General features: G+C 63.6%; 17 protein-coding genes. 10 read left to right on the top strand and 7 right to left on the bottom strand.

The genetic code is table 11. The features are described from left to right. Window positions 1-351: 351 nt before the first annotated feature. Window positions 352-534 (top strand): hypothetical protein, encoded by a 183-nt coding sequence (locus tag AC0L24_RS13920; RefSeq protein ID WP_292695260.1) that lies wholly within the window; start codon window positions 352-354, stop codon window positions 532-534. Between the two features lie 153 nt (window positions 535-687). On the opposite strand, the gene AC0L24_RS13925 is transcribed toward AC0L24_RS13920, so the two are convergent. Beyond that, a complete protein-coding gene (locus AC0L24_RS13925; protein ID WP_164895779.1) occupies window positions 688-1200 on the bottom strand; it encodes a hypothetical protein in 513 nt (170 codons plus the stop codon). A gap of 289 nt (window positions 1201-1489) precedes the next feature. Here AC0L24_RS13925 and AC0L24_RS13930 point away from each other — a divergent pair, with 289 nt between their 5' ends. Next, on the top strand, window positions 1490-2557 hold the full coding sequence (locus AC0L24_RS13930; RefSeq protein WP_128289832.1) for a cyclic nucleotide-gated potassium channel: 1068 nt from the start codon (window positions 1490-1492) through the stop codon (window positions 2555-2557). A 121-nt stretch (window positions 2558-2678) separates the two neighbouring features. Here AC0L24_RS13930 and lepA read toward each other — a convergent pair whose 3' ends face one another. Further along, on the bottom strand, window positions 2679-4484 hold the full coding sequence (gene lepA, locus AC0L24_RS13935; protein WP_128289831.1) for a translation elongation factor 4: 1806 nt from the start codon (window positions 4482-4484) through the stop codon (window positions 2679-2681). A gap of 258 nt (window positions 4485-4742) precedes the next feature. On the opposite strand from lepA, the gene AC0L24_RS13940 reads away from it, so the two are divergent. From AC0L24_RS13940 to msrA, 4 genes are all read left to right on the top strand, one after another. Next, the gene (locus tag AC0L24_RS13940) at window positions 4743-5795 is read left to right on the top strand and encodes a TadE/TadG family type IV pilus assembly protein (protein WP_473563854.1); all 1053 of its coding nucleotides are present in this window, start codon (window positions 4743-4745) and stop codon (window positions 5793-5795) included. Window positions 5796-5941: 146 nt separating this feature from the next. Further along, complete coding sequence (locus AC0L24_RS13945) at window positions 5942-6634, top strand: DUF1223 domain-containing protein (RefSeq protein WP_473563855.1); 693 nt, start codon at window positions 5942-5944, stop codon at window positions 6632-6634. A 101-nt stretch (window positions 6635-6735) separates the two neighbouring features. Further along, window positions 6736-7014 carry a hypothetical protein gene (locus AC0L24_RS13950; RefSeq protein ID WP_473563856.1) on the top strand — a complete coding sequence of 93 codons (279 nt, stop codon included), beginning with the start codon at window positions 6736-6738 and terminating at the stop codon, window positions 7012-7014. Window positions 7015-7332: 318 nt separating this feature from the next. Next, complete coding sequence (gene msrA / locus AC0L24_RS13955) at window positions 7333-8064, top strand: peptide-methionine (S)-S-oxide reductase MsrA (RefSeq protein WP_473563858.1); 732 nt, start codon at window positions 7333-7335, stop codon at window positions 8062-8064. Window positions 8065-8248: 184 nt separating this feature from the next. On the opposite strand, the gene AC0L24_RS13960 is transcribed toward msrA, so the two are convergent. Beyond that, on the bottom strand, window positions 8249-9253 hold the full coding sequence (locus AC0L24_RS13960; protein WP_473563859.1) for a cytochrome d ubiquinol oxidase subunit II: 1005 nt from the start codon (window positions 9251-9253) through the stop codon (window positions 8249-8251). Between the two features lie 295 nt (window positions 9254-9548). Beyond that, window positions 9549-10910 (bottom strand): cytochrome ubiquinol oxidase subunit I, encoded by a 1362-nt coding sequence (locus AC0L24_RS13965; protein ID WP_473563860.1) that lies wholly within the window; start codon window positions 10908-10910, stop codon window positions 9549-9551. 260 nt (window positions 10911-11170) lie between these two features. Between AC0L24_RS13965 and AC0L24_RS13970 the strand changes: the two genes are divergently transcribed. Together AC0L24_RS13970 and AC0L24_RS13975 are read left to right on the top strand one after the other, a co-directional pair. Further along, window positions 11171-12097 carry an ABC transporter ATP-binding protein gene (locus AC0L24_RS13970; protein WP_127268578.1) on the top strand — a complete coding sequence of 309 codons (927 nt, stop codon included), beginning with the start codon at window positions 11171-11173 and terminating at the stop codon, window positions 12095-12097. Then, window positions 12094-12855, top strand: coding sequence for an ABC transporter permease (locus tag AC0L24_RS13975; protein WP_127268577.1), 762 nt, complete (start codon window positions 12094-12096; stop codon window positions 12853-12855). The genes AC0L24_RS13970 and AC0L24_RS13975 overlap by 4 nt, the downstream gene beginning before the upstream one ends. Window positions 12856-13030: 175 nt before the next feature. Here the strand turns inward: AC0L24_RS13975 and AC0L24_RS13980 are convergent, their stop codons facing one another. Continuing rightward, a complete protein-coding gene (locus AC0L24_RS13980) occupies window positions 13031-14068 on the bottom strand; it encodes a phosphatidylglycerol lysyltransferase domain-containing protein (protein WP_473563861.1) in 1038 nt (345 codons plus the stop codon). 352 nt (window positions 14069-14420) lie between these two features. On the opposite strand from AC0L24_RS13980, the gene AC0L24_RS13985 reads away from it, so the two are divergent. After that, entirely contained in the window at window positions 14421-15611 is a 1191-nt protein-coding gene (locus tag AC0L24_RS13985) for a flavin-containing monooxygenase (protein WP_473563862.1), read from the top strand. Here AC0L24_RS13985 and AC0L24_RS13990 read toward each other — a convergent pair. Together AC0L24_RS13990 and AC0L24_RS13995 are read right to left on the bottom strand one after the other, a co-directional pair. After that, the gene (locus AC0L24_RS13990) at window positions 15603-15827 is read right to left on the bottom strand and encodes a hypothetical protein (protein ID WP_013528677.1); all 225 of its coding nucleotides are present in this window, start codon (window positions 15825-15827) and stop codon (window positions 15603-15605) included. The two genes, AC0L24_RS13985 and AC0L24_RS13990, sit on opposite strands and share 9 nt — an antisense overlap. Before the next feature lie 225 nt (window positions 15828-16052). Continuing rightward, window positions 16053-18056, bottom strand: a complete 2004-nt coding sequence (locus AC0L24_RS13995; protein WP_473563863.1) for a PhoX family protein — start codon at window positions 18054-18056, stop codon at window positions 16053-16055. 558 nt (window positions 18057-18614) lie between these two features. On the opposite strand from AC0L24_RS13995, the gene AC0L24_RS14000 reads away from it, so the two are divergent. Continuing rightward, window positions 18615-19082 carry a hypothetical protein gene (locus AC0L24_RS14000; RefSeq protein WP_473563864.1) on the top strand — a complete coding sequence of 156 codons (468 nt, stop codon included), beginning with the start codon at window positions 18615-18617 and terminating at the stop codon, window positions 19080-19082. The last annotated feature ends 101 nt before the right edge of the window (window positions 19083-19183 follow it).

The raw sequence follows: 19183 nt of genomic DNA on the forward strand, positions 1-19183 counted from the left end.
GTTCGCCGCAGCGCCGCGCCAACCCAACCGCTTGGCGCTGCCGCGAACCCATCATAAGGGGGAAAACTGTTACCTATCTATCCGGTTCAAACTGTTACCCATCTATCGGCTGGACACTGGCAGGCAGGTGAGGGGCAGCGCCCACATTGGTCTTCCCTGCTCCGTGAGGTTGAGGCAAGGCGCGTCAGCGCGCATCGCCAGCACCTATATTTCATGTACGGCGCAAAACGTGCGGTGCCAGGCGGTGGACCGCCGCCGCCACAGGGCGCATGGTTGCGCTGTCGCTGGCCACTGTATGGGCGCTGGTGCTTGAGAGTGTCAGCGTGCTCCCGCCCCGTCGGGAGCAATGCAATGGAAGGACCCCACGGCCCCGCGCTCACTTTCCATGCGTTGCGAAGGGCATTCAAGACATCCATTGCCGAACGCCTCATCCCTGAGGCGCAATGGGCGGACCACGCCAAGGCCTTGGTGCGCAAACTCACTGATAAGGCGCATGTCGACAGCGGCCTCGTCGACTGGATCATTCGCAAGTGAAGCAGAAGTGGCCGGCGCGAATGCCGGTGAGGCAGTTGCCTGAGCCCGCGCCGGCCACTGGCGACCTGATAAGGTCCGCCGCCCGGATTTTTTACCGTTCCGGCGATGCCGGATCAACCAGGTCGGACGTTTGGTACGGAAGCGGACAAAGGCTCACCGTTCCGCCCTCAGCAACGTCCAGATCCAGCCAACAAAGGTCAGCACCAGGAACGGATAGCCGGCGGCGGGCAGCGGCGCCGAGGTTGGCAGCAAGGGCGCGCCCCAGAGGATCATGCAAGCCGAGATGACAAACAGCACGGCAGCCACCAGCGCGGTGAGCCGCATCCACAGGGCGAAAGTCTTCGGCGCGCTGACCATGACCAGTGCCGCCGCCCACAGCGAGATGCCGCCGACATAGGAGGGCACGCTGGCCTCCAGTCCTGCCGCATTGCCCGCCAGCAGCAGGGTCTCGCCGGCGAGGAAGGTCAGGAAGCCGGCAGCTATGCAGTCATTGCCCAACCGCTGATATTTCATGGTCAGCAGGGCGGTCGCCACCACGAGTGCCACGCCGTCGATCGTCCAGAGCGTTTCGCGCAGCGGGGCGCTGGCGACGAAGGTGCCGGCTAGGCCGAAGGCACCGCCGATGGCGAGGCCGATCGCGGCGATGGTGTCTAAAGTGGTGCGCATTTGATGTCTCCCCAAGCTGGCTCGAGGATACCGCAGGACGGTGTCTGATCCAATGCTCGCCGATGGCGAGGCGCTCTCACCTGTTTGACTTCCCGACGCGGCTCCAGTGTCAGCCCGAAATCGACAAGGCGTGAAGGCAGAGACTGTCGAGAGAGCGGTCCGCAGCGCGTCCGCAGTTGACAAAGTCAGCCTTGCCCGAGAACCGATATCGGCGGATCGCAGCAAGCACCTTTACGCTTCCCTTGAAGGCAGCCTACTTTGGCAAATAGTAGCCGCTCGTGGGCACAGAATGTCGGTACTGCCTTTCCTGAGAATTTACGCGCCGCTCAACGCGGTGCTGGCTGCCCCTGGGCTTCTGGTGGTGGCTGCGCTCACGACACCGAACCTGTCCGGACGAAGCAGACTGGCTCTGACCGCACTGCTCGCGGTCATTTGGGGCGCCTATCTTCTGCAGATGGCCGCGACGCTGCTCAAGCACCGGGCGGGAGACCTTCGGGACAGGACGCCGGCAATCGCCATCGATGTGCTCGCGGTTTTGGTTCCACTCGCCGCATTTCTGCTCGGCGGCACGCCCGACTGGAGCCTCTACTGTGGTGTCTGGCTGCTGAAACCGCTGCGCGACTCGACCTTCTTCCCGGTGCTGGGCAGGGTGCTGGCCAACGAAGCGCGCAACCTGATCGGCGTCACCACGCTCTTCGGCGTCGTTCTGTTTGGTGTCGCACTCGCCGCCTATGTCATCGAGCGCGACATCCAACCGGAAAAGTTCGGCAGCATCCCCGAGGCAATGTGGTGGGCGGTGGTCACGCTGTCCACCACCGGCTATGGCGACCACATTCCGCAAACCTTCGCCGGCCGCGTCCTTGCCGGGGCGGTCATGATGACTGGCATCGGCATCTTCGCGCTCTGGGCCGGCATTCTTGCCTCCGGCTTCTATCAGGAAATCCGTCGCGAGGATTTCGTCCGCAATTGGCAATTGGTCGCCGGCGTGCCCTTGTTTGAGAAGCTCGGCCCGGCCGTGCTGGTCGAGATCGTGCGCGCGCTAAGACCTCGCAACTTGCCGGCGGGCGCCGTGATCTGCCGCAGTGGCGAGACCGGGGATCGGATGTTCTTCGTCGTGGAGGGGCGCGTCAGCGTCGCGACGCCGAACCCGGTGGAGCTTGGCCCTGGCTCCTTCTTTGGCGAGATGGCGCTGATCAGCGGCGAACCGCGTTCGGCGACCGTCAACGCCGCGACAGCGGTCTCCCTCCTGTCGCTGCACGCGGCGGATTTCCAGATGCTGTGTAGCAGCAGCCCGGAGATCGCGGAAATCATCCGCAAGACCGCGCTCGAGCGCCGCGGCGCGGCACCGATGGCTTGATCCCAATCGTGCAGCTCCACCGCCGCGCTGGCAGGGTGCGCGCTGCCTCCGGCAGCTCCCACCCGGACTTGTGCTCGCATCGACCAACCGGGTCGATGCGTTCGGCCGAAGGCCGAACCGCTTAGTCGCCCATCTTAAGCGCCTGGATAAACGCCTCCTGCGGAATATCCACCTTGCCGAACTGCCGCATCCGCTTCTTGCCTTCTTTCTGCTTGTCCAGCAGCTTGCGTTTGCGCGAGACGTCGCCGCCGTAGCATTTGGCGGTGACGTCCTTGCGCAGCGCCGAGATGGTTTCCCGCGCAATGACCTTGCCGCCGATGGCGGCCTGGATCGGAATCTTGAACAGATGGTTCGGGATCAGCTCCTTCAGCTTCTCGCACATCTGCCTTCCGCGCTTTTCCGCCGCCGTGCGGTGCACCAGCATGGAGAGCGCGTCGACCGGCTCCTCATTGACCAGGATCGACATTTTTACCAGGTCGCCCTCCTTGTAGTCGGTCAGGTGATAGTCGAAGGAGGCGTAGCCCTTGGAGATCGACTTCAGCCGGTCGTAGAAGTCGAAGACGACTTCGTTGAGCGGCAGATCGTAGATCAGCATGGCGCGCTTGCCGACATAGGAGAGGTCGGCCTGGATGCCGCGCCGGTCCTGGCAAAGTTTCAGGATGCCGCCGAGATAGTCGTCGGGCGTCAGGATGGTGGCGCGGATCCATGGCTCCTCGATCGCCGAGATCTTCACCACGTCGGGCATGTCGGCCGGGTTGTGCAATTCCTTCATCGAGCCGTCGGTCAGAGCCAGCCGGTAGACGACGCTCGGTGCCGTGGCGATCAGGTCGAGGTTGAACTCGCGCTCCAGCCGCTCCTGGATGATTTCCAGATGTAAGAGGCCAAGGAAGCCGCAGCGATAGCCGAAGCCGAGTGCGGCGCTGGTTTCCATTTCAAAGGAGAAGCTGGCGTCGTTGAGGCGCAGCTTGCCGACCGCGGCGCGCAGATCCTCGAAATCGGCGGCGTCGACCGGGAACAGGCCGCAGAACACCACCGGCTGCGCCGGTTTGAAGCCGGGCAGCGCCTTGGCCGTGGTGCGCTTGTCCTCTGTGATGGTGTCGCCGACGCGGGTGTCGGCCACCTCCTTGATCGAGCCGGTGAAGAAGCCGAATTCGCCGGGGCCGAGCTCGTCGACATTGATGCGGGCCGGCGTGAACACGCCGGTGCGCTCGACCAGGTGCTTGGCGCCGGTGCCCATCATGCGGATGGTCTGGCCCTTTTTCAGCACGCCGTCGATGACGCGCACCAGCACGATGACGCCGAGATAGGCGTCATACCAGGAGTCGACCAGCATCGCCTTCAACGGGGCCGACGCGTCGCCTTCGCGCGGCGGCGGCAATTGGTGGACGATGGCCTCCAGCACGTCGGGAATGCCAAGGCCGGTCTTGGCCGAGATCAGCACGGCGTTGGAGGCGTCGATGCCGATCACCTCCTCGACCTGCTCGCGGATGCGCTCGGGCTCGGCGGCCGGCAGGTCGACCTTGTTCAGCACCACGACGATCTCGTGGTTGTTGTCGATCGCCTGGTAGACATTGGCCAGCGTCTGCGCCTCGACGCCCTGGGAGGCGTCGACCACCAGCAGCGAACCCTCGCAGGCGGCCAGCGAACGCGACACTTCATAGGCGAAGTCGACATGGCCGGGAGTGTCGATCAGGTTGAGGATATAGTCCTCGCCATTGTTGGCGCGGTACTTCAGCCTCACCGTCTGCGCCTTGATGGTGATGCCGCGCTCGCGCTCGATGTCCATCGAGTCCAGCACCTGCTCCTTCATGTCGCGCAGCTCCAGTCCGCCGGTCAGCTGGATCAGCCGGTCGGCAAGCGTGGATTTGCCATGGTCGATATGGGCGACGATGGAGAAATTGCGGATGTGGTCGAGGGGCGTGCTCATGGCGCGCGTTTAGCAGGGGGCGCTTGTCCGGGCAAGCGGCAGGCTGCCGCCGCACATGTGGCGCGGCCCGCTGCCTGGCAAGCCGTACAGCCGCTGCCGGGAAAGCAGAGCAGGCGGCTGCCGAGGCGAGTGGTGCGGGCGCTTGTCGCCTTTCCCCCGGATTCCTCGAAAAATAGATAAATTTTAACCACACGCGTTAGAGCATAATTTGTGATCGGCATGTTAGCGGAGGGAAATATCTGATGTAAGGACGAAGGCATGCGGGGGCTTGCAGGCAGTTTTATCGAGTCGCGGAGCGGCTCGTTCGCACCGATACTTGTTCTCGCCATGATACCGCTGATCACCGCGGTCGGCTTTTCCGTCGACTACACCTCCGGGGTTCAGACCAGGTCGAACGAGCAGGCGGCACTCGACGCCGCGATCCTGTCCATCACCACGATGGATACGGCCTCGACGAAGCCGCAGCGCCAGGTGGTGCTCCAGGATACCTACAGAGAAAACGGCGGACGGGGCGCAGCGACCCTGAACAGCTTCGACGTCAGCGCCAACGGCACCGCCACCGCGCTGGCCGAGGCGAGTTTCGCCATGCCAACCGTGTTCATGCAGATCGCCAGGATCCCCACGGTGGCGATCGGTGTCTCGTCGGCGGTGAACAAGGCGCCGGCCCTGGTGGAGGCGACCTTCAAGGTCACCGGCGTGTCGGGCTACTGGAACAAGACAATGACGCTCTACGGCACGATGTTCGGTGCGAAGGAGGGCAAGCCTCTGATGACGATCGATTACAAATACGGCGGGGGCACGGATCCCAAAGGGTACGGCACCACCACCGTCAGCAAGATCGACAGTCTGGGCGTCGCCACGGTGGCCCAAACGCAGGTTTGCAAGGTCGGCAAAAAGGCGCCTGACGGGGTGACGCTGAACACCGACCAGTTTGGCACGAAATATTACTGCGTCGACACGATGGCTGCCGGCAACACCGCCGGTGCCTCAATCGACGTCAGCCAGATGGCTGGCCTCTATCTGCAGATGAACGTCCCATCTGGCAATCCGCAAAACCTCTATTCGAACGATCCGGCCACGTCCAACCGGCTCTATAGCTCGACAAGCAAGGACATCCCCCCGGCCGAAATGGCGACCGGCCAAATCGTCGATATCTTTGGCCTCGTTCCTTGTGGATCGACAGCCTACCAGGCCTGGGAAGACGGCGGCAACAAGGTCCCGGCGCCCGTCAGCAACGCCGACTTCTTCTACAACGTCACCGGCAAGTGCGACTTCAACAAGCGGCCCAACAACACGCGGCTGACGCAGTAGAAGCTGCTCTTCTTGCCTTCTCCCCTTGCGGAGAAGGAAGAACGCTAGCGATCACAAACCGGTGAGCGCTGTAACGAAGGCGCCGACAGCGGCGAAGTGGGGATATCAGCGGTGCATTCAGGCGCCGCCGCCCACGGAGCAAGCCGATGTCCCGCAAGTTCGTCACAGTGTCCAGCCTCTCATCGCTTGCGCTGGCGGCATCGCTCGGTGCGGCCGCCGCCCAGCCGCTCAGCGTGGTCGAGCTGTTCACCAGCCAGGGCTGCTCGTCCTGCCCGCCGGCCAACGCCAATCTGATCAGGGTCAAGGACCAGCCCGGCGTGCTGGCGCTGTCGTTCAACGTCACCTACTGGGACTATCTCGGCTGGAAGGACATTTTCGGAAAACAGGAATTCACCCGGCGCCAGGTCAATTACGAGCCGGCGCTCGGTCATGACGGGCCGTTCACGCCGCAAGTGGTGGTCAACGGCCATGCCGATGTCGTCGGCGCCGCACCTGGCGAGATCGAAAAGCTGATCTCGGTGAGCGGCCGGACGAGCGGCCCGGCATTGTCGCTCGATGGCGGCAAGATCAGCATCGGCGCCGGCGCCGTACCTGGCGGCCACGCCGATGTCTGGCTGGTGCGCTATGCCAAGGGCATCGTCGAGGTGCCGGTGTCGCGCGGCGAAAACACCGGCCGCACCTTGCCGCACGCCAATGTCGTGCATGCGCTCGAAAAACTCGGCGGCTGGACCGGCGCGGCCGCGACGTATCCGCTGCCCGCCGCATCCGGCGGCCTGAGCACGGCCGTGCTCGTGCAGTCGCCCGGTGGCGGACCGATCCTGGCCGCCGCGACAAACTAGATCACGCTTCAACAAGAGATTGCGCAACGCCGCATGGAGCGGCGCCGCATAGCACGGCCGCCAAGAGGGCGCGCCTTCACGACCAACCCAAGGAGACCATCATGACCATTTCCCGCCTGACGCTGCCGGCGCTCGCTCTCGCTCTGTGCTCGACGGCGCTGTTTGCCGGCGGCATCGCCCGCGCCGACGACGCGACCAACGCGATGAAGCCGGCTGCAAATGCCATGAAACCGGCCGCGGATGCGATGAAGCCTGCAACGGATGCAATGAAGCCGGCCGATCCGATGGAAACCAATTCCATGAAGCCGGCCGCCGACGCCATGAAGCCGGCGACGGATGCGATGAAACCGGCAACGGATGCGATGGCTCCGGCCAACTAGTTCTGCCGCGTCTCAGCCGTTCATTCACAAGGGCGGCCCTTGGCGCTACCCCTCACCTGCCTGCCGGCATCCTCTCCCCGTATAGTGACGGGGAGAGGGGCGCTCATCGACGGTTTCGCCAATCATCGGTGTTGCAGGTAGAAACGCCAGCGTCGCGGCCAGCTGCTCTCTCCCCGTTCTACGGGGAGAGATGTCCGGCAGGACAGTGAGGGGCAGCGCTGACGGTAAGATTCCGCATTCGGCGCACGCGAATGTGCGTCGCGCCGCACTATTTGATGCAATAGACTGATCCCTATGGAAGCCACGAGGAGTGCAACCATGACCAACATCAAGATTTCAAACCGTTCGCTCGGCTTTGTCAAAGGCGCCCTCGCCGCGCTTGCACTTGCCGCCGCTGGCGCCGCCTTCTGGCTGACGCCGGCGGTTTCGGCCGAGGACGCGGTGAAGATCCCGCCGCCGGCAATCGACGAGAAGGCGGCCGCCGGCACTGAAAAGGCGATCTTCGCCGGCGGTTGTTTCTGGGGCGTGCAGGGCGTCTTCCAGCACGTCAAGGGCGTCACCAGGGCCGTCTCCGGCTACTCCGGCGGCGACAAGGACACCGCCGTCTACGAGACGGTCGGCTCAGGCAGCACCGGGCATGCCGAATCCGTCGAGATCACCTACGATCCATCGAAGGTGACCTATGGCCAGCTGCTGCAGGTCTATTTCTCGGTCGCCCACAACCCGACCCAGCTGAATTTCCAGGGTCCGGACTCCGGCACGCAATACCGCTCGACGATCTTCGCCGAAAACGATGCACAGAAGAAGATCGCGCAAAGCTACATCGCCCAGCTCGACCAGGCCAAGGTGTTCCCGGAGCCGATCGTCACCACGCTGGAAACCGGCAAGACCTTCTATCCGGCCGAGAATTATCATCAGGACTTCCTGACGCTGAACCCGACCTATCCCTACATCGTCTACAACGACCTGCCCAAGGTGGCGAACCTCAAGGCGCTGTTCCCGACGCTGTATAGCGACAAGCCGGTGCTGGTGCTGTCGGCGAGCAATTGAGCTGAGCGCTGGTAATCTCCCCCCTCGAGGGGGAGATGGCCGCGAAGCGGCCAGAGGGGGTCGGTCAGACTGGGCTCGGCCTCTTGCGATAGAAGGAAGTTGGCGCTCTACGTGTGGCGACCCCCTCTGTCGCCTTCGGCGACATCTCCCCCTCGAGGGGGGAGATTAGCTCCCGCCATCCCCTTCAATCATACGTCAGATCCGTCGCCTTGCCGCCGAACACCCGGTAGGCATAGAACGAATAGAAGATGATGACCGGCAGCACGACCACGGTGCCGGCGAGGATGATGGCCAGGCTCTCCGGCGCGGAAGCCGCCTGCCAGATGGTCAGGCGATCGGGCACCACGAACGGGTAGAACGACCAGGCGAGGCCGGCAAAGCCGAGCGCGAAGATGGCGGCCAGCGTCAGGAACGGCATCAGCGAATGGCGGTCGTCGGGCTTCGGCAGATGGAAGGTCTGTCGCCACAGCCACAGGAACAAAAGCGCCGACAGGATCGGCAGCGGCGACAGATAAAGCATTTCCGGCCAGACGAACCATTTGTCGAAGATGCGCGGGCTGGCGAAGGGCGTCGCCAGCGACACCGCCGCCATGCCGAGCGCGGTCAGCACCAGCGCGGTGCGCAGCCAGCGCACCGCTTTCTTCTGCAAGTCGCCTTCGGTCTTGTAGATCACCCAGGCGGCGCCCATCGCCGCGTAGGCGGCGGCAAGGCAGAACGCCACCAGCACGCCGAACGCCGTGCCGCCGAGGCCGACGTCGAGCCCGAGCACATAGACGCCCAGCATATAGCCCTGCGCCAGCGAGGCGATGAGCGAACCGAGGAAGAAAATACGGTTCCAGCGGTGCTTGCGCTCGGTCGGCACCTTGGCGCGGAAATCGAAGGCGACACCGCGCAGGATCAGCCCGAGCAAAAGCACGAAGACCGGAATGTAGAGCGCCGTCAGGATGACGCCATGCGCCAGCGGGAAGGCGACCAGCAGCAGGCCGACGGCCAGCACCAGCCAGGTCTCGTTGGCGTCCCAGAACGGGCCGATCGCGGCAATCATCGTATCCTGTTCGGCGTCTTCAGCGGCGGCGAACAGAATGCCGATGCCGAGATCGAAACCGTCGAGAATGACGTAGATCAGGATGGCGAGGCCCATCAGGCCGGCGAAGATCAGCGGAAGCGCGGTTGGCCAGTCGAAGGTCATCTTTTTCTCCTCACTCACCAAAGCCGGCTAATCGCGATGTGATCGGATGGGACTCTATCGAGGCTTCAGATCGATTGCCGAAGTCGGCGCCGCCCCTCATCACCCTGCCGGGCACTTCTCCCCGTATAGGGACGGAGAGAAGGGGGCTGGCCGCAATCTCGGCGCTTTTCTTGCAACGCTGGTGATTGGCGAAACCGTCGATGCGAGCGCCCCTCTCCCCGTCCCTATACGGGGAGAGGATGCCGGCAGGCAGGTGAGGGGCCGCGCCGGCGCCCGGCTGGAGTGCCATATCAAATCACTCCCCCGCAGCCGGCTGCGACATCGGCGCGTTGAGCACGCCGGGCAACGGCGAGTTGTCGCCGTCCTTCGCCGCCTTCAGCGCCAGGTGCACCAGCACGCCGAGATAGGCGATCAGCAAAAGCACATAGAGAATGAGATAGATGGTGAGCGTCAGCGCGACATGGCTGCCGGCCACCGGGCCAACCGCGTCGGCGGTTTTCAGCACGCCGGTCACCAGCCAGGGCTGGCGGCCGATTTCGGTGGTGTACCAGCCGGCCAGCGTCGCCAGCCAGCCCGACAGCGCCATCGGCACCATCAGCAGCGCCAGCGGCTTCGGCAAGCTGTGCCGGCGCTTGAGGAAGAAGGCCGCCGACCATGAGACGAGCAGCATCAATATGCCCGTGCCGACCATGATGCGGAAACCCCAGAACACCGGAAAGACCGGCGGATGATTGCCGGGATAGTCGTTCAGTCCCGGCACCACGCCGCTGGCCGAGTGCCGCAGCACCAGGCTGGCCCCATCGGGAATGGCGATCTCGAATTTGTTTTCCTTCGCCGCCTCATCGGGCAGCGCGAAGAGCACCAGCGGCACGTTGGGGCCGGTGTTCCAGTTGGCCTCCATGGCGGCGATCTTCTGCGGCTGGTGCTCCAGCGTGTTCAGCCCATGCTGGTCGCCGGCGAAGATCTGGATCGGGATCAGGATCGCCGCGGTGAAGACGCCGGTGCGCAGCGCCTTCCACATCGATTCCGAGCGGTCGCCGGTGAGATAGCGCAGCGCCGACAGGCCAGCGATCAGGAACGACACCGTCAGCCCCGACGCCAGCAGCATATGGGTCAGCCTGTAGGGCATCGACGGGTTGAAGATGATTGCCCACCAGTCGACCGCATGCGCCACGCCGTCGCGCATCTCGAATCCGGCCGGCGTCTGCATCCAGGAATTGAGCGCGATGATCCAGAATGCCGAGACGGTGGTGCCGCCGGCGACCAGCACCGTCGCCAGCGTGTGGATGCGGTTGGAGACGCGGCGGAAGCCGAACAGCATGATGCCGAGAAAGGCCGCTTCAAGGAAGAAGGCGGTGAGGATTTCGTAGGCCAGCAGCGGCCCGGCGATGTTGCCGACCTTTTCCATGTAGCCCGGCCAGTTGGTGCCGAACTGGAAGCTCATGGTGACGCCCGAAACCACGCCCATGGCAAAGGACAGCGCGAACACCTTCACCCAGGTGAAATAGGCGCGCATCCAGGCGGAATCGTTGGTCGCGTTGTAACGCAGCTTGAAGAACAGCAGCACCCAACCCAGCGCAATGGTGATCGTCGGAAATAGAATATGGAATGAAATATTCGCGCCGAACTGGATACGCGAAAGTATGAGCGGGTCCATGATGGGCTCCGGCTGCTGCAAATACTCGCGAAAGATAGGCCCGAAGCGAGTTCAGGTCAAAGCGGCGTCCTGCCGCGAGGCTGAACGCCACAGGACAATTTTGCCGGTTGCGTGCCGTGCAACTCCGGGCCTGTGCGCCGCACCTGCAACGGCCGGCCGGCACGATTGTCGAGAACTGTCAGCAGGGCATTGACTTACGGTTGCAAGCACCGACATTCGGCCTATATCAGGGGACCTCTTTCAAGCAGCCGTTTTCATCCATGCCTTCCATCCTGTCCATTTCCGGGGTCTCCAAGACCTACGCCACCGGTTTCACCGCGCTCAAGGAAGTCAATCTCGACATTCAGCGCGGCGAGATCTTCGCGCTGCTTGGACCCAATGGCGCCGGCAAGACGACCCTGATCTCGATCGTCTGCGGCATCGTCAACCGTTCGTCGGGCACCGTCACCGTCGACGGCCACGACATCAACAAGGATTATCGCGCCGCGCGCGGTCTGATCGGGCTGGTGCCGCAGGAACTGACAATCGACGCCTTCGAGAGCGTCTGGGCGACGGTCAATTACAGCCGTGGCCTGTTCGGCAAGCCGGCCAACCCCGGCTTTGTCGAGAAGGTGCTGCGCGACCTGTCGCTGTGGGACAAGAAGGACGCCAAGGCGATCACCCTGTCGGGCGGCATGAAGCGCCGGCTGATGATCGCCAAGGCGCTGTCGCATGAGCCGCGCATCCTGTTCCTCGACGAGCCGACCGCCGGCGTCGACGTCGAGCTGCGCCAGGACATGTGGGCGATGGTGCGCCGGCTGCGCGAGGACGGCGTCACCATCATCCTCACCACGCACTATATCGAGGAAGCCGAGGCGATGGCCGACCGGGTCGGCGTCATCAACCGCGGCGAGATCATCCTGGTCGAGAACAAGGCCGAACTGATGCGCAAGCTCGGCCGCAAGCGGCTGGTGCTGGAACTGCGCAATCCGCTGACGGCCATTCCCGAGGCGCTCTCGCGCTATGCGCTGGAGTTGTCGCCCGATGGCGGGCAGCTGACCTACACTTATGACAATCAGGCCGAGCGGCCCGGCGTCGCCTCGTTGATGCGCGATCTCGAGGCCGGCGGCATCCAGTTCCGCGATATCGACACGCAAAACTCTTCGCTCGAGGAGATCTTCGTCAATCTGGTGAGGAGGGAGCCGTGAACCTTCGCGCCGTATGGGCGATCTACCGGATGGAAATGGCGCGTGCTTTCCGCACCGTGCTGCAGAGCATCGTCTCGCCGGTCATCTCGACATCGCTGTATTTCGTCGTCTTCGGCTCGGCCATCGGCTCGCGCATCACCGAGATCGACGGCATCAGTTACGGCGCCTTCATCGTGCCGGGTCTGATCATGCTGTCGCTGCTGACGCAGTCGATCTCCAACGCCTCCTTTGCCATCTACTTCCCGAAATTCGTCGGCTCGATCTACGAGCTTCTGTCGGCGCCGGTCTCCTATCTGGAGATCGTCATCGCCTATGTCGGCGGCGCCGCGACCAAGTCGATCCTTCTCGGTCTGATCATCCTGGCCACCGCCTCGCTGTTCGTGCCGCTGACCATCCTGCATCCGTTCTGGATGCTCGCCTTCCTGGTGCTGACGGCGGTGACCTTCAGCCTGTTCGGCTTCATCATCGGCATCTGGGCGAAGAGTTTCGAGCAGCTGCAGCTGGTGCCGCTGTTGATCATCACGCCGCTGACCTTCCTCGGCGGCAGCTTCTATTCGATCAACATGCTGCCCGAGATCTGGCGCACGGTGACGCTGTTCAATCCGGTCGTCTATCTGATCAGCGGCTTCCGCTGGAGCTTCTACGGCAAATCCGATGTCTCGGTCGGTATCAGCCTCGGCATGACGATCGTCTTTCTGCTGATCTGCATAGCGATCGTCGCCTGGATCTTCAGGACCGGCTACCGGCTCAGGAACTGAGCGGCGAAAGCGCCCTGAGCGCCGCTAGGTCTGTTGAGATTCAGGTCAGGCCGAGTCGAAAATGGTGGATTCCGAGAACCGGAGCGGAGCGTACTTTTCGTACGTGAGCACCGGAAGCGCAGGAAGCGCAGGAAGCCGCCATTTGCAGGCCGGCCTCACCTGAATATCGCCAGACCTAGATCGCCTTGACCAGCCGCAGCAGCCCCAGCATCTCGACATACGTTCCCTGGCGGAAGGCGATGTAGACCGGCTCCTCGACGCCGTGGAAGCGGCGCTTGAACGCCGCCTGGCCCTGCAGGTTGAACCTGCGGCGATTGACCCAGGGCGAAGAATAGGCGCGCTGGAAGGCATTGCGCCAGAAATCGCTTTCGGCAAATCCGCTCGGGCCCACATCGACGAGCGGCGACAGGCCGAGCGTGACCACCGAGATGCCCTCTTCGCGAAAACGGTCGACGGCGAACTTGGTCAGGCCGATCTCGGCATGCGGTGAGGCGTCGAGATGCTTGCGCTTGAAGGCGGTGGTGTAGCCGATGACCTTGCCGTCGGCAAACAACGGGTCGAAGTCGAGCAAAGCGACCAGTTCGCCATCGGGACCGTGCAGGACGAAACGGCGCATGTCGGTGCCGAGATGGTCGGCGAAATGGCGGTTGAGAAAACCCATCTCCCAGCGCTTGACGATGCGGTCGCCGCGCCAGTTTTCCGAAAGCCGGGCGATCTCGTCGAGGTAGATCGTGCGCTTGTCCTCTTCGAACGAAAAGCCTTTCTTCAGCAGCCAGCGCTCGGAGTAGCGCACGGTCTCGTTGCGCTTCCCGGAAAAATCATGCTCGGGCAGGGCGAGGCGGGTGTCGATGCCGAGGCGATTGACCTTGTAGCCAAGGCCGGCCAGCACGCGTGCGGTGTCCTCGCCGACCTGCACGAACCATGGGCTGCCGGCGGTCTCGACGAAACGCTTGATGTAATCGGCCCGACGCACCGGAGCCGCCACCGGGTCGCCGAGCGCGAAATGGTGCTTCATCTTGGTACCGAAGGCGATGTAGCCGTCGGCATCGCCGAAATAGGAAAGCTTGCCTTGCACGGCGGTGGAATAGGCGAGCGAGAAGTCGCCATAGCGGCGCACCAGTGCCAGGCGTTCGATATGGGTCAGCGCCTGCCGCTCGACCTCGGGCGCGGCGGCCTCAAGGATCTTGTCGAAATAGAACCGCAAGGAGGGCATGGTCGAGATTCCGCGTGCCGCCTACAGCGCCGGCCGTCCAGGACGCGCCAAGGTGCTGTAACACTTTGATTCTGCGCATGACTCGAAAATCGGACTCGATTTCGGGCATGCGCGTGGGGGATAACCGAGACCCGCCAGCCACCCAAGGCCTCGAATCAATCACATTGCCGCGACCTGATTACCGTTGATATCGCGCATATGCCATATAGAGCGCAACCGCGGCCCGGCGTGTGGCGCTAAATCGCATCGCTCGAAATTCGGCCGCGGTTTGCTGCAGGGGATCCTGCGCGCGATCAAACGGTTACAGCGTCCTGCGAGCCTTACGGCGGGACGTCCAATGGGATTCGAGTGAATGACTGATACGACAATCAGATCGGTTGCGGCTCTGCCGACCACGGTCGAGCCGGCAATCGTCATCGGCGCCGGTGCTGCCGGACTGGCCGTCGCGCATGCCTTGATGAACGCCGGCGTGCCGACGGCGATCCTGGAAAAGGAAAGCCGGCTGGCCGAGCCTTGGCACCGGCGCCACCAGCAATTGCATCTCAACACCCATCGCGATCTTTCTTCGCTGCCTGGTCTCGCCTTTCCCCCTGGCACGCCCGCCTTTCCGCAAAGAATGGTCGTCATCCGCCACATGAACGATTTCCAGAAGGAGAACCGGCTGCCGGTGCAGTTTGGCGTCGCGGTCGAAGAGATCACCTTCAAGGGCGATCACTGGGCATTGCGCACCAGCGCCGGACCGCGCTTGGCCCGCAATGTCGTCATCGCCACCGGCCGCGACAGGCAGCCGTTCACCCCCGAATGGAAAGGCATGAAGGATTTCGTCGGGCGCATCATCCATTCGGCGGATTTCGGTGACGCGCAAGCCTATGCGGGCCAAAAAGTGCTGGTCGTCGGCGCCGGCAATTCGGGCTTCGATGCGCTCAATCATCTGGCCGGCATAGACACGGCCGCCATCTGGCTGTCGGCCCGCAACGGTCCCGCCCTGCTGCCCAAGCGCATCTGCAAGATCGCCGTGCACCGGCTTTCGCCGATCATGGCGCGCTTGCCGTTGCGGCTCGCCGATGCGGTGATGGCGGCAACGCAGCGGCTGGTTTTCGGCGACCTGACCAAATTCGGCCTGCCGCCCGCGCCTGCGGGCGGCGCCAGCCGCCTGAGCTCGGATTACACCGCGATCGCCGCCGACGACGGCGCCGTCGGCGCCATCAAGGCCGGCAAGATCACCGTCGTGCCGGGCATACGGGAATTCACCCGCGATGGCGTGATCCTGGCCAATGGCAGCCTGATCTATCCCGACATCGTCATTGCCGCGACAGGCTACCGCACGGGGCTGGAGCCCATGGTCGGCAAGCTCGGCGTGCTCGACGCCAAGGGCGTTCCGCTCTTCAACGGTGGCGAAGCCGATCCAAAATTGCCCGGTCTGTGGTTCACCGGCATGCGGCCAAGCATTCGCGGCTGCTTCGCCAATGCCGGCATCCTGGCCAAGGCGATCGCCAAACGAATTGCAAGGTCGGCCTCGCACCAATCCAGCGCATCACGCTGATTTCGGTTCCAGCCGCCGGAAACCGACGGCTTCCATCAGCATGTCCTCTTCCACCATGCCGGCATTGTGCAAAGCGAGCAGGTTAAGCGCGATTTCCCGCGCGTCGGCGGAATCGGGATGTGCCTCGCGCCGCCGGCAGGCCTCGTCGAACACGCGCTGCAGCTTGGCGATATCGGCTGGCTTGAGCAAGCCACGGTCATAGACGGACTTCGACATGGCGATCTCCTGATAAAGACCTAGAGCGCCATGTTTAAATTGCCAATCTTTCCCGAGGCTTGACCGACTTCCCCCCGTCGCCTCGCCATCCTGGGGCGGAGCAAGGGGCGAAGCGACGCGGCGCAGACCCCAGGAGCTGCTCCGCAGCCCAAGGGATACATGCCGCGGCTCAAGGCGCAGCAGCGGCGCAAATTCTGCTCCGCTGCTGCCCATACGAGTGGGCAATCAGACCGCGATCTTGCCGCCGCCCTGTTTGGTGATGGCGACGACCGACGGCCGCACCGGCATGTCGGGCTTGAAGTCGGGCCAGCGCGTCGACAGGTCCTCATAGTAGGACGGGCGCCCGAACGCTTCCCAGTCCTCTCCGCCGTCGCCCGGATGCTGGACGGCGACGAAGGCGGTCTGGTCGTCGGGCGCAAACAGCGGACCGCACATTTCGGCGCCGATCGGCACGCGGAAGAACAGTTTCGAGGTCGCCCGCGCCGCCCCCTCCGTGTCCACCGCCCATAAGCCATCGGTGCGGCCGGTGGCTTTCGGACCCTGGCCGTCGGTCGCGACCCAGAGACGCCCGGCCGAATCGACCGCGCAATTGTCGGGCATGCCGAACCAGCCATTGGCCGTCGTTGCCGTCGAGAAGGTGGCACCGACATCGGCAACCGAGGGATCGCCGCATTTCAGCAGCACTTCCCACTTGCCCTTGGCGGCCGTGAAATCACCGCCGTCCTCGGCGATCTCGATGATGTGGCCGAAGGCGTTTTCGGCGCGCGGGTTGGCGGCGTCGACCTGGTCGGCCTTGCGCTTCGAATTGTTGGTCAGCATGACATAGACCTTGCCGTTGACGCCATTGGGCTGAATGTCTTCCGGGCGGTCCATCTTGGTGGCGCCGAGCAGGTCGGCGGCGCGGCGCGTCTCGATCAGCACGTCGGCCTGGCCAGTGAAACCGTTTTCAGCCGTCAGCGGCCCCTGGCCGAACACGATCGGCAGCCATTCGACCGTGCCGTCTTCGGCGAACCTGGCGACATGCAGCGTGCCATCGTCGAGCAGGTCCTTGTTGGCGGCACGGTCGTTCGGATTGAACGCGGCCCTGGTCACGAATTTGTAGACGTAGTCGAAGCGCTCGTCGTCACCGAGATAGAAGACGACGCGGCCGTCCTTGGCGACGATCGATTCGGCGCCCTCATGCTTGAAGCGGCCCATGGCGGTGCGCTTCCTCGGCGTCGAGGTCGGGTCGTTGACATCGACCTCGACGATCCAGCCGAAGCGGTTGGCTTCGTTGGGTTCCTTGGCGAGGTCGAAACGCTCGTAATGCGCCGCCCATTCATAGGCGCCTTCGGGAATGCCGAGACGCTTGTAGTTCGCGGCTTCCTTGTGGTCTTCCGGCAGCTCGCCGGAAAAATAGCCATGGATGTTCTCCTCGGCCATCACATAGGTGCCCCAGGGCGTGACGCCGCCGGCGCAATTGTTGACGGTGCCGAAAACCTTGGTGCCGGACGGATCGGCTTTGGTCTTGACGCGGTCATGGCCGGCAACGGGGCCGGACAGCGCCATTTCGGTGTTGGCGGTGATGCGGCGATTGAGCTTGCCGTCGCGCACCACCTGCCATTTGCCACCGTCCTTGCGGATCTCGACGATGGTGCCGCCATGGGCGGCCATCTCGACATCGACCTGCTCCTTCGAGAGGGGCGCGACTTCTGCCGACTTCTTGCCGTCCTTTTCGACGATCTTCACGATGCCCGGGAACATCAGATGCGGATTGGTGTACTCGTGGTTGACCACCAGCAGGCCATGTTCGGCCGAGCCGTCGATCGGAATGTAGCCGACATAGTCATTGTTGTAGCCGAACTGTTTCGCCTGGGCCTCGGCCGACTGTTTCGTCGGGTCGAAGTCGGGCGAATCGGCAAAAAGCGGATCGCCCCAGCGCAGCAGGACATCGGCATCGTAACCCGGCGCGACATGGTGCTTGTCGTCGATACCGGCCTCGAGTTCGTCGAACGCGAAGGCGGAGCCTTCCGCTGCCCGGGCCTCGTCGGCGCTGATCAGCGCCAGCGGGCTTACGGTGGCGGCGATGGCCGAGACGGCCAGCGAGCCCTTGAGGAAGCCGCGGCGCGAGAACCGCGCGGCGATGATCTCGCCCATGGTGCGGTTGTCGGAGGCGTTGATGGCCGGGCCGTCGTTTTCCTCGAGCAGGCTGGTGCGGAATCGGGTGTCGGGGGAGCGAAGGTCAGTCATGGTGGCTTGCCTCTGGCTGTTGGGTGGCTGGAGCGTGGGGTACCTGTTTGACCCCCCTTATAATCGCCGGGTCACATTTTCGTGACATTGGGGACCTTTCAGACGCGACTGGCATTACGCGCAGCGCTGGCTCAGCCTTCCCGAAGGCCGTGAACTGCTCCGGAATCGTCTTTTCGAGATGAAGGAGACCTTCGGCGGCATGTTTCGCCGCGCATCCTGCGACGGCGCATGGCGTCAGCCGCTGCAACCGATCAACGGACAAAGCCGGCTCGACAAAGTCACCTCCGCCGCCCCCGGCGGAGGTGACTTGATGTTCGGCGTCTGCCGTCGTCAGCGTAGGGAAAGCGAGTCTCCCATTTAGCGATGGCGGTCGCGGCGCCGTTCATGCGAAGCTAATGTAGCATACGCTTGGGACTTTAGTCCAATCTTGCGCTTTCAAAGGTCCTGGTTGACAACCGCAACGGTCGGAGGTCGCTTCCGGGCGCCGCGTCTTTCGGCAATGTTGTTGCACTGCAACGTTGGGGTGGGGCGCGCCGGGCTCAGTCGTCGGAGATCAAAATGCACAGATCGGTCACGACCCGTTGTTGCCGGCTGGCGCTCAAATCGGCAGCGGCGCTGGCGTTGACGATTGCTCCCTACCAAATTGTCCTGGACGGCTCCATTTCCGGCATCCACACTGCCAGCGCATACGCCAAGGGTGGCGGTAACAGCGGTGGTGGCGGCGGCAACGGCGGCAATTCCGGCGGCGGCAATGGCGGGAACAGCGGCAATGGCGGGAACAGCGGGAATGGCAACAGCGGCAATAGCGGCAAATCGGGATCCAATCAGGGTAAGAGCGGAAGCCACGTCAATGCAAAGACCGGTGACAAGGTCGACGTGACCGGCAACAAGATCACGGTCCGGCATCCCGACGGCATAACGGAAAAGCTTGAGAACGGACGTTTCAGCATGAAGGACGCGCTCGGTCGCACGATCATCGACCGCCAGGCCACGCCGGCCGATGCCGATCGTCTCAAGGCCTTGTGAAGCTGGCCAACAGGCAACGGTCAGCCTTACATGTCACCTCCGCCGCCCCCCGGCGGAGGTGACCTCGTTTTTGGCGGTGCCACGCCAGTCCCGAGGCACGA

Source organism: Mesorhizobium sp. WSM4809, from assembly GCF_055811655.1.

Excerpts from the sequence above, each read along its gene's own strand:
- AC0L24_RS13920 (WP_292695260.1), top strand. The coding sequence starts at position 352 with ATGGAAGGACCCCACGGCCCCGCGCTCACTTTCCATGCGTTGCGAAGG.
- AC0L24_RS13925 (WP_164895779.1), bottom strand. The coding sequence starts at position 1,200 with ATGCGCACCACTTTAGACACCATCGCCGCGATCGGCCTCGCCATCGGC.
- AC0L24_RS13930 (WP_128289832.1), top strand. The coding sequence starts at position 1,490 with ATGTCGGTACTGCCTTTCCTGAGAATTTACGCGCCGCTCAACGCGGTG.
- lepA (WP_128289831.1), bottom strand. The coding sequence starts at position 4,484 with ATGAGCACGCCCCTCGACCACATCCGCAATTTCTCCATCGTCGCCCAT.
- AC0L24_RS13940 (WP_473563854.1), top strand. The coding sequence starts at position 4,743 with ATGCGGGGGCTTGCAGGCAGTTTTATCGAGTCGCGGAGCGGCTCGTTC.
- AC0L24_RS13945 (WP_473563855.1), top strand. The coding sequence starts at position 5,942 with ATGTCCCGCAAGTTCGTCACAGTGTCCAGCCTCTCATCGCTTGCGCTG.
- AC0L24_RS13950 (WP_473563856.1), top strand. The coding sequence starts at position 6,736 with ATGACCATTTCCCGCCTGACGCTGCCGGCGCTCGCTCTCGCTCTGTGC.
- msrA (WP_473563858.1), top strand. The coding sequence starts at position 7,333 with ATGACCAACATCAAGATTTCAAACCGTTCGCTCGGCTTTGTCAAAGGC.
- AC0L24_RS13960 (WP_473563859.1), bottom strand. The coding sequence starts at position 9,253 with ATGACCTTCGACTGGCCAACCGCGCTTCCGCTGATCTTCGCCGGCCTG.
- AC0L24_RS13965 (WP_473563860.1), bottom strand. The coding sequence starts at position 10,910 with ATGGACCCGCTCATACTTTCGCGTATCCAGTTCGGCGCGAATATTTCA.
- AC0L24_RS13970 (WP_127268578.1), top strand. The coding sequence starts at position 11,171 with ATGCCTTCCATCCTGTCCATTTCCGGGGTCTCCAAGACCTACGCCACC.
- AC0L24_RS13980 (WP_473563861.1), bottom strand. The coding sequence starts at position 14,068 with ATGCCCTCCTTGCGGTTCTATTTCGACAAGATCCTTGAGGCCGCCGCG.
- AC0L24_RS13985 (WP_473563862.1), top strand. The coding sequence starts at position 14,421 with ATGACTGATACGACAATCAGATCGGTTGCGGCTCTGCCGACCACGGTC.
- AC0L24_RS13990 (WP_013528677.1), bottom strand. The coding sequence starts at position 15,827 with ATGTCGAAGTCCGTCTATGACCGTGGCTTGCTCAAGCCAGCCGATATC.
- AC0L24_RS13995 (WP_473563863.1), bottom strand. The coding sequence starts at position 18,056 with ATGACTGACCTTCGCTCCCCCGACACCCGATTCCGCACCAGCCTGCTC.
- AC0L24_RS14000 (WP_473563864.1), top strand. The coding sequence starts at position 18,615 with ATGCACAGATCGGTCACGACCCGTTGTTGCCGGCTGGCGCTCAAATCG.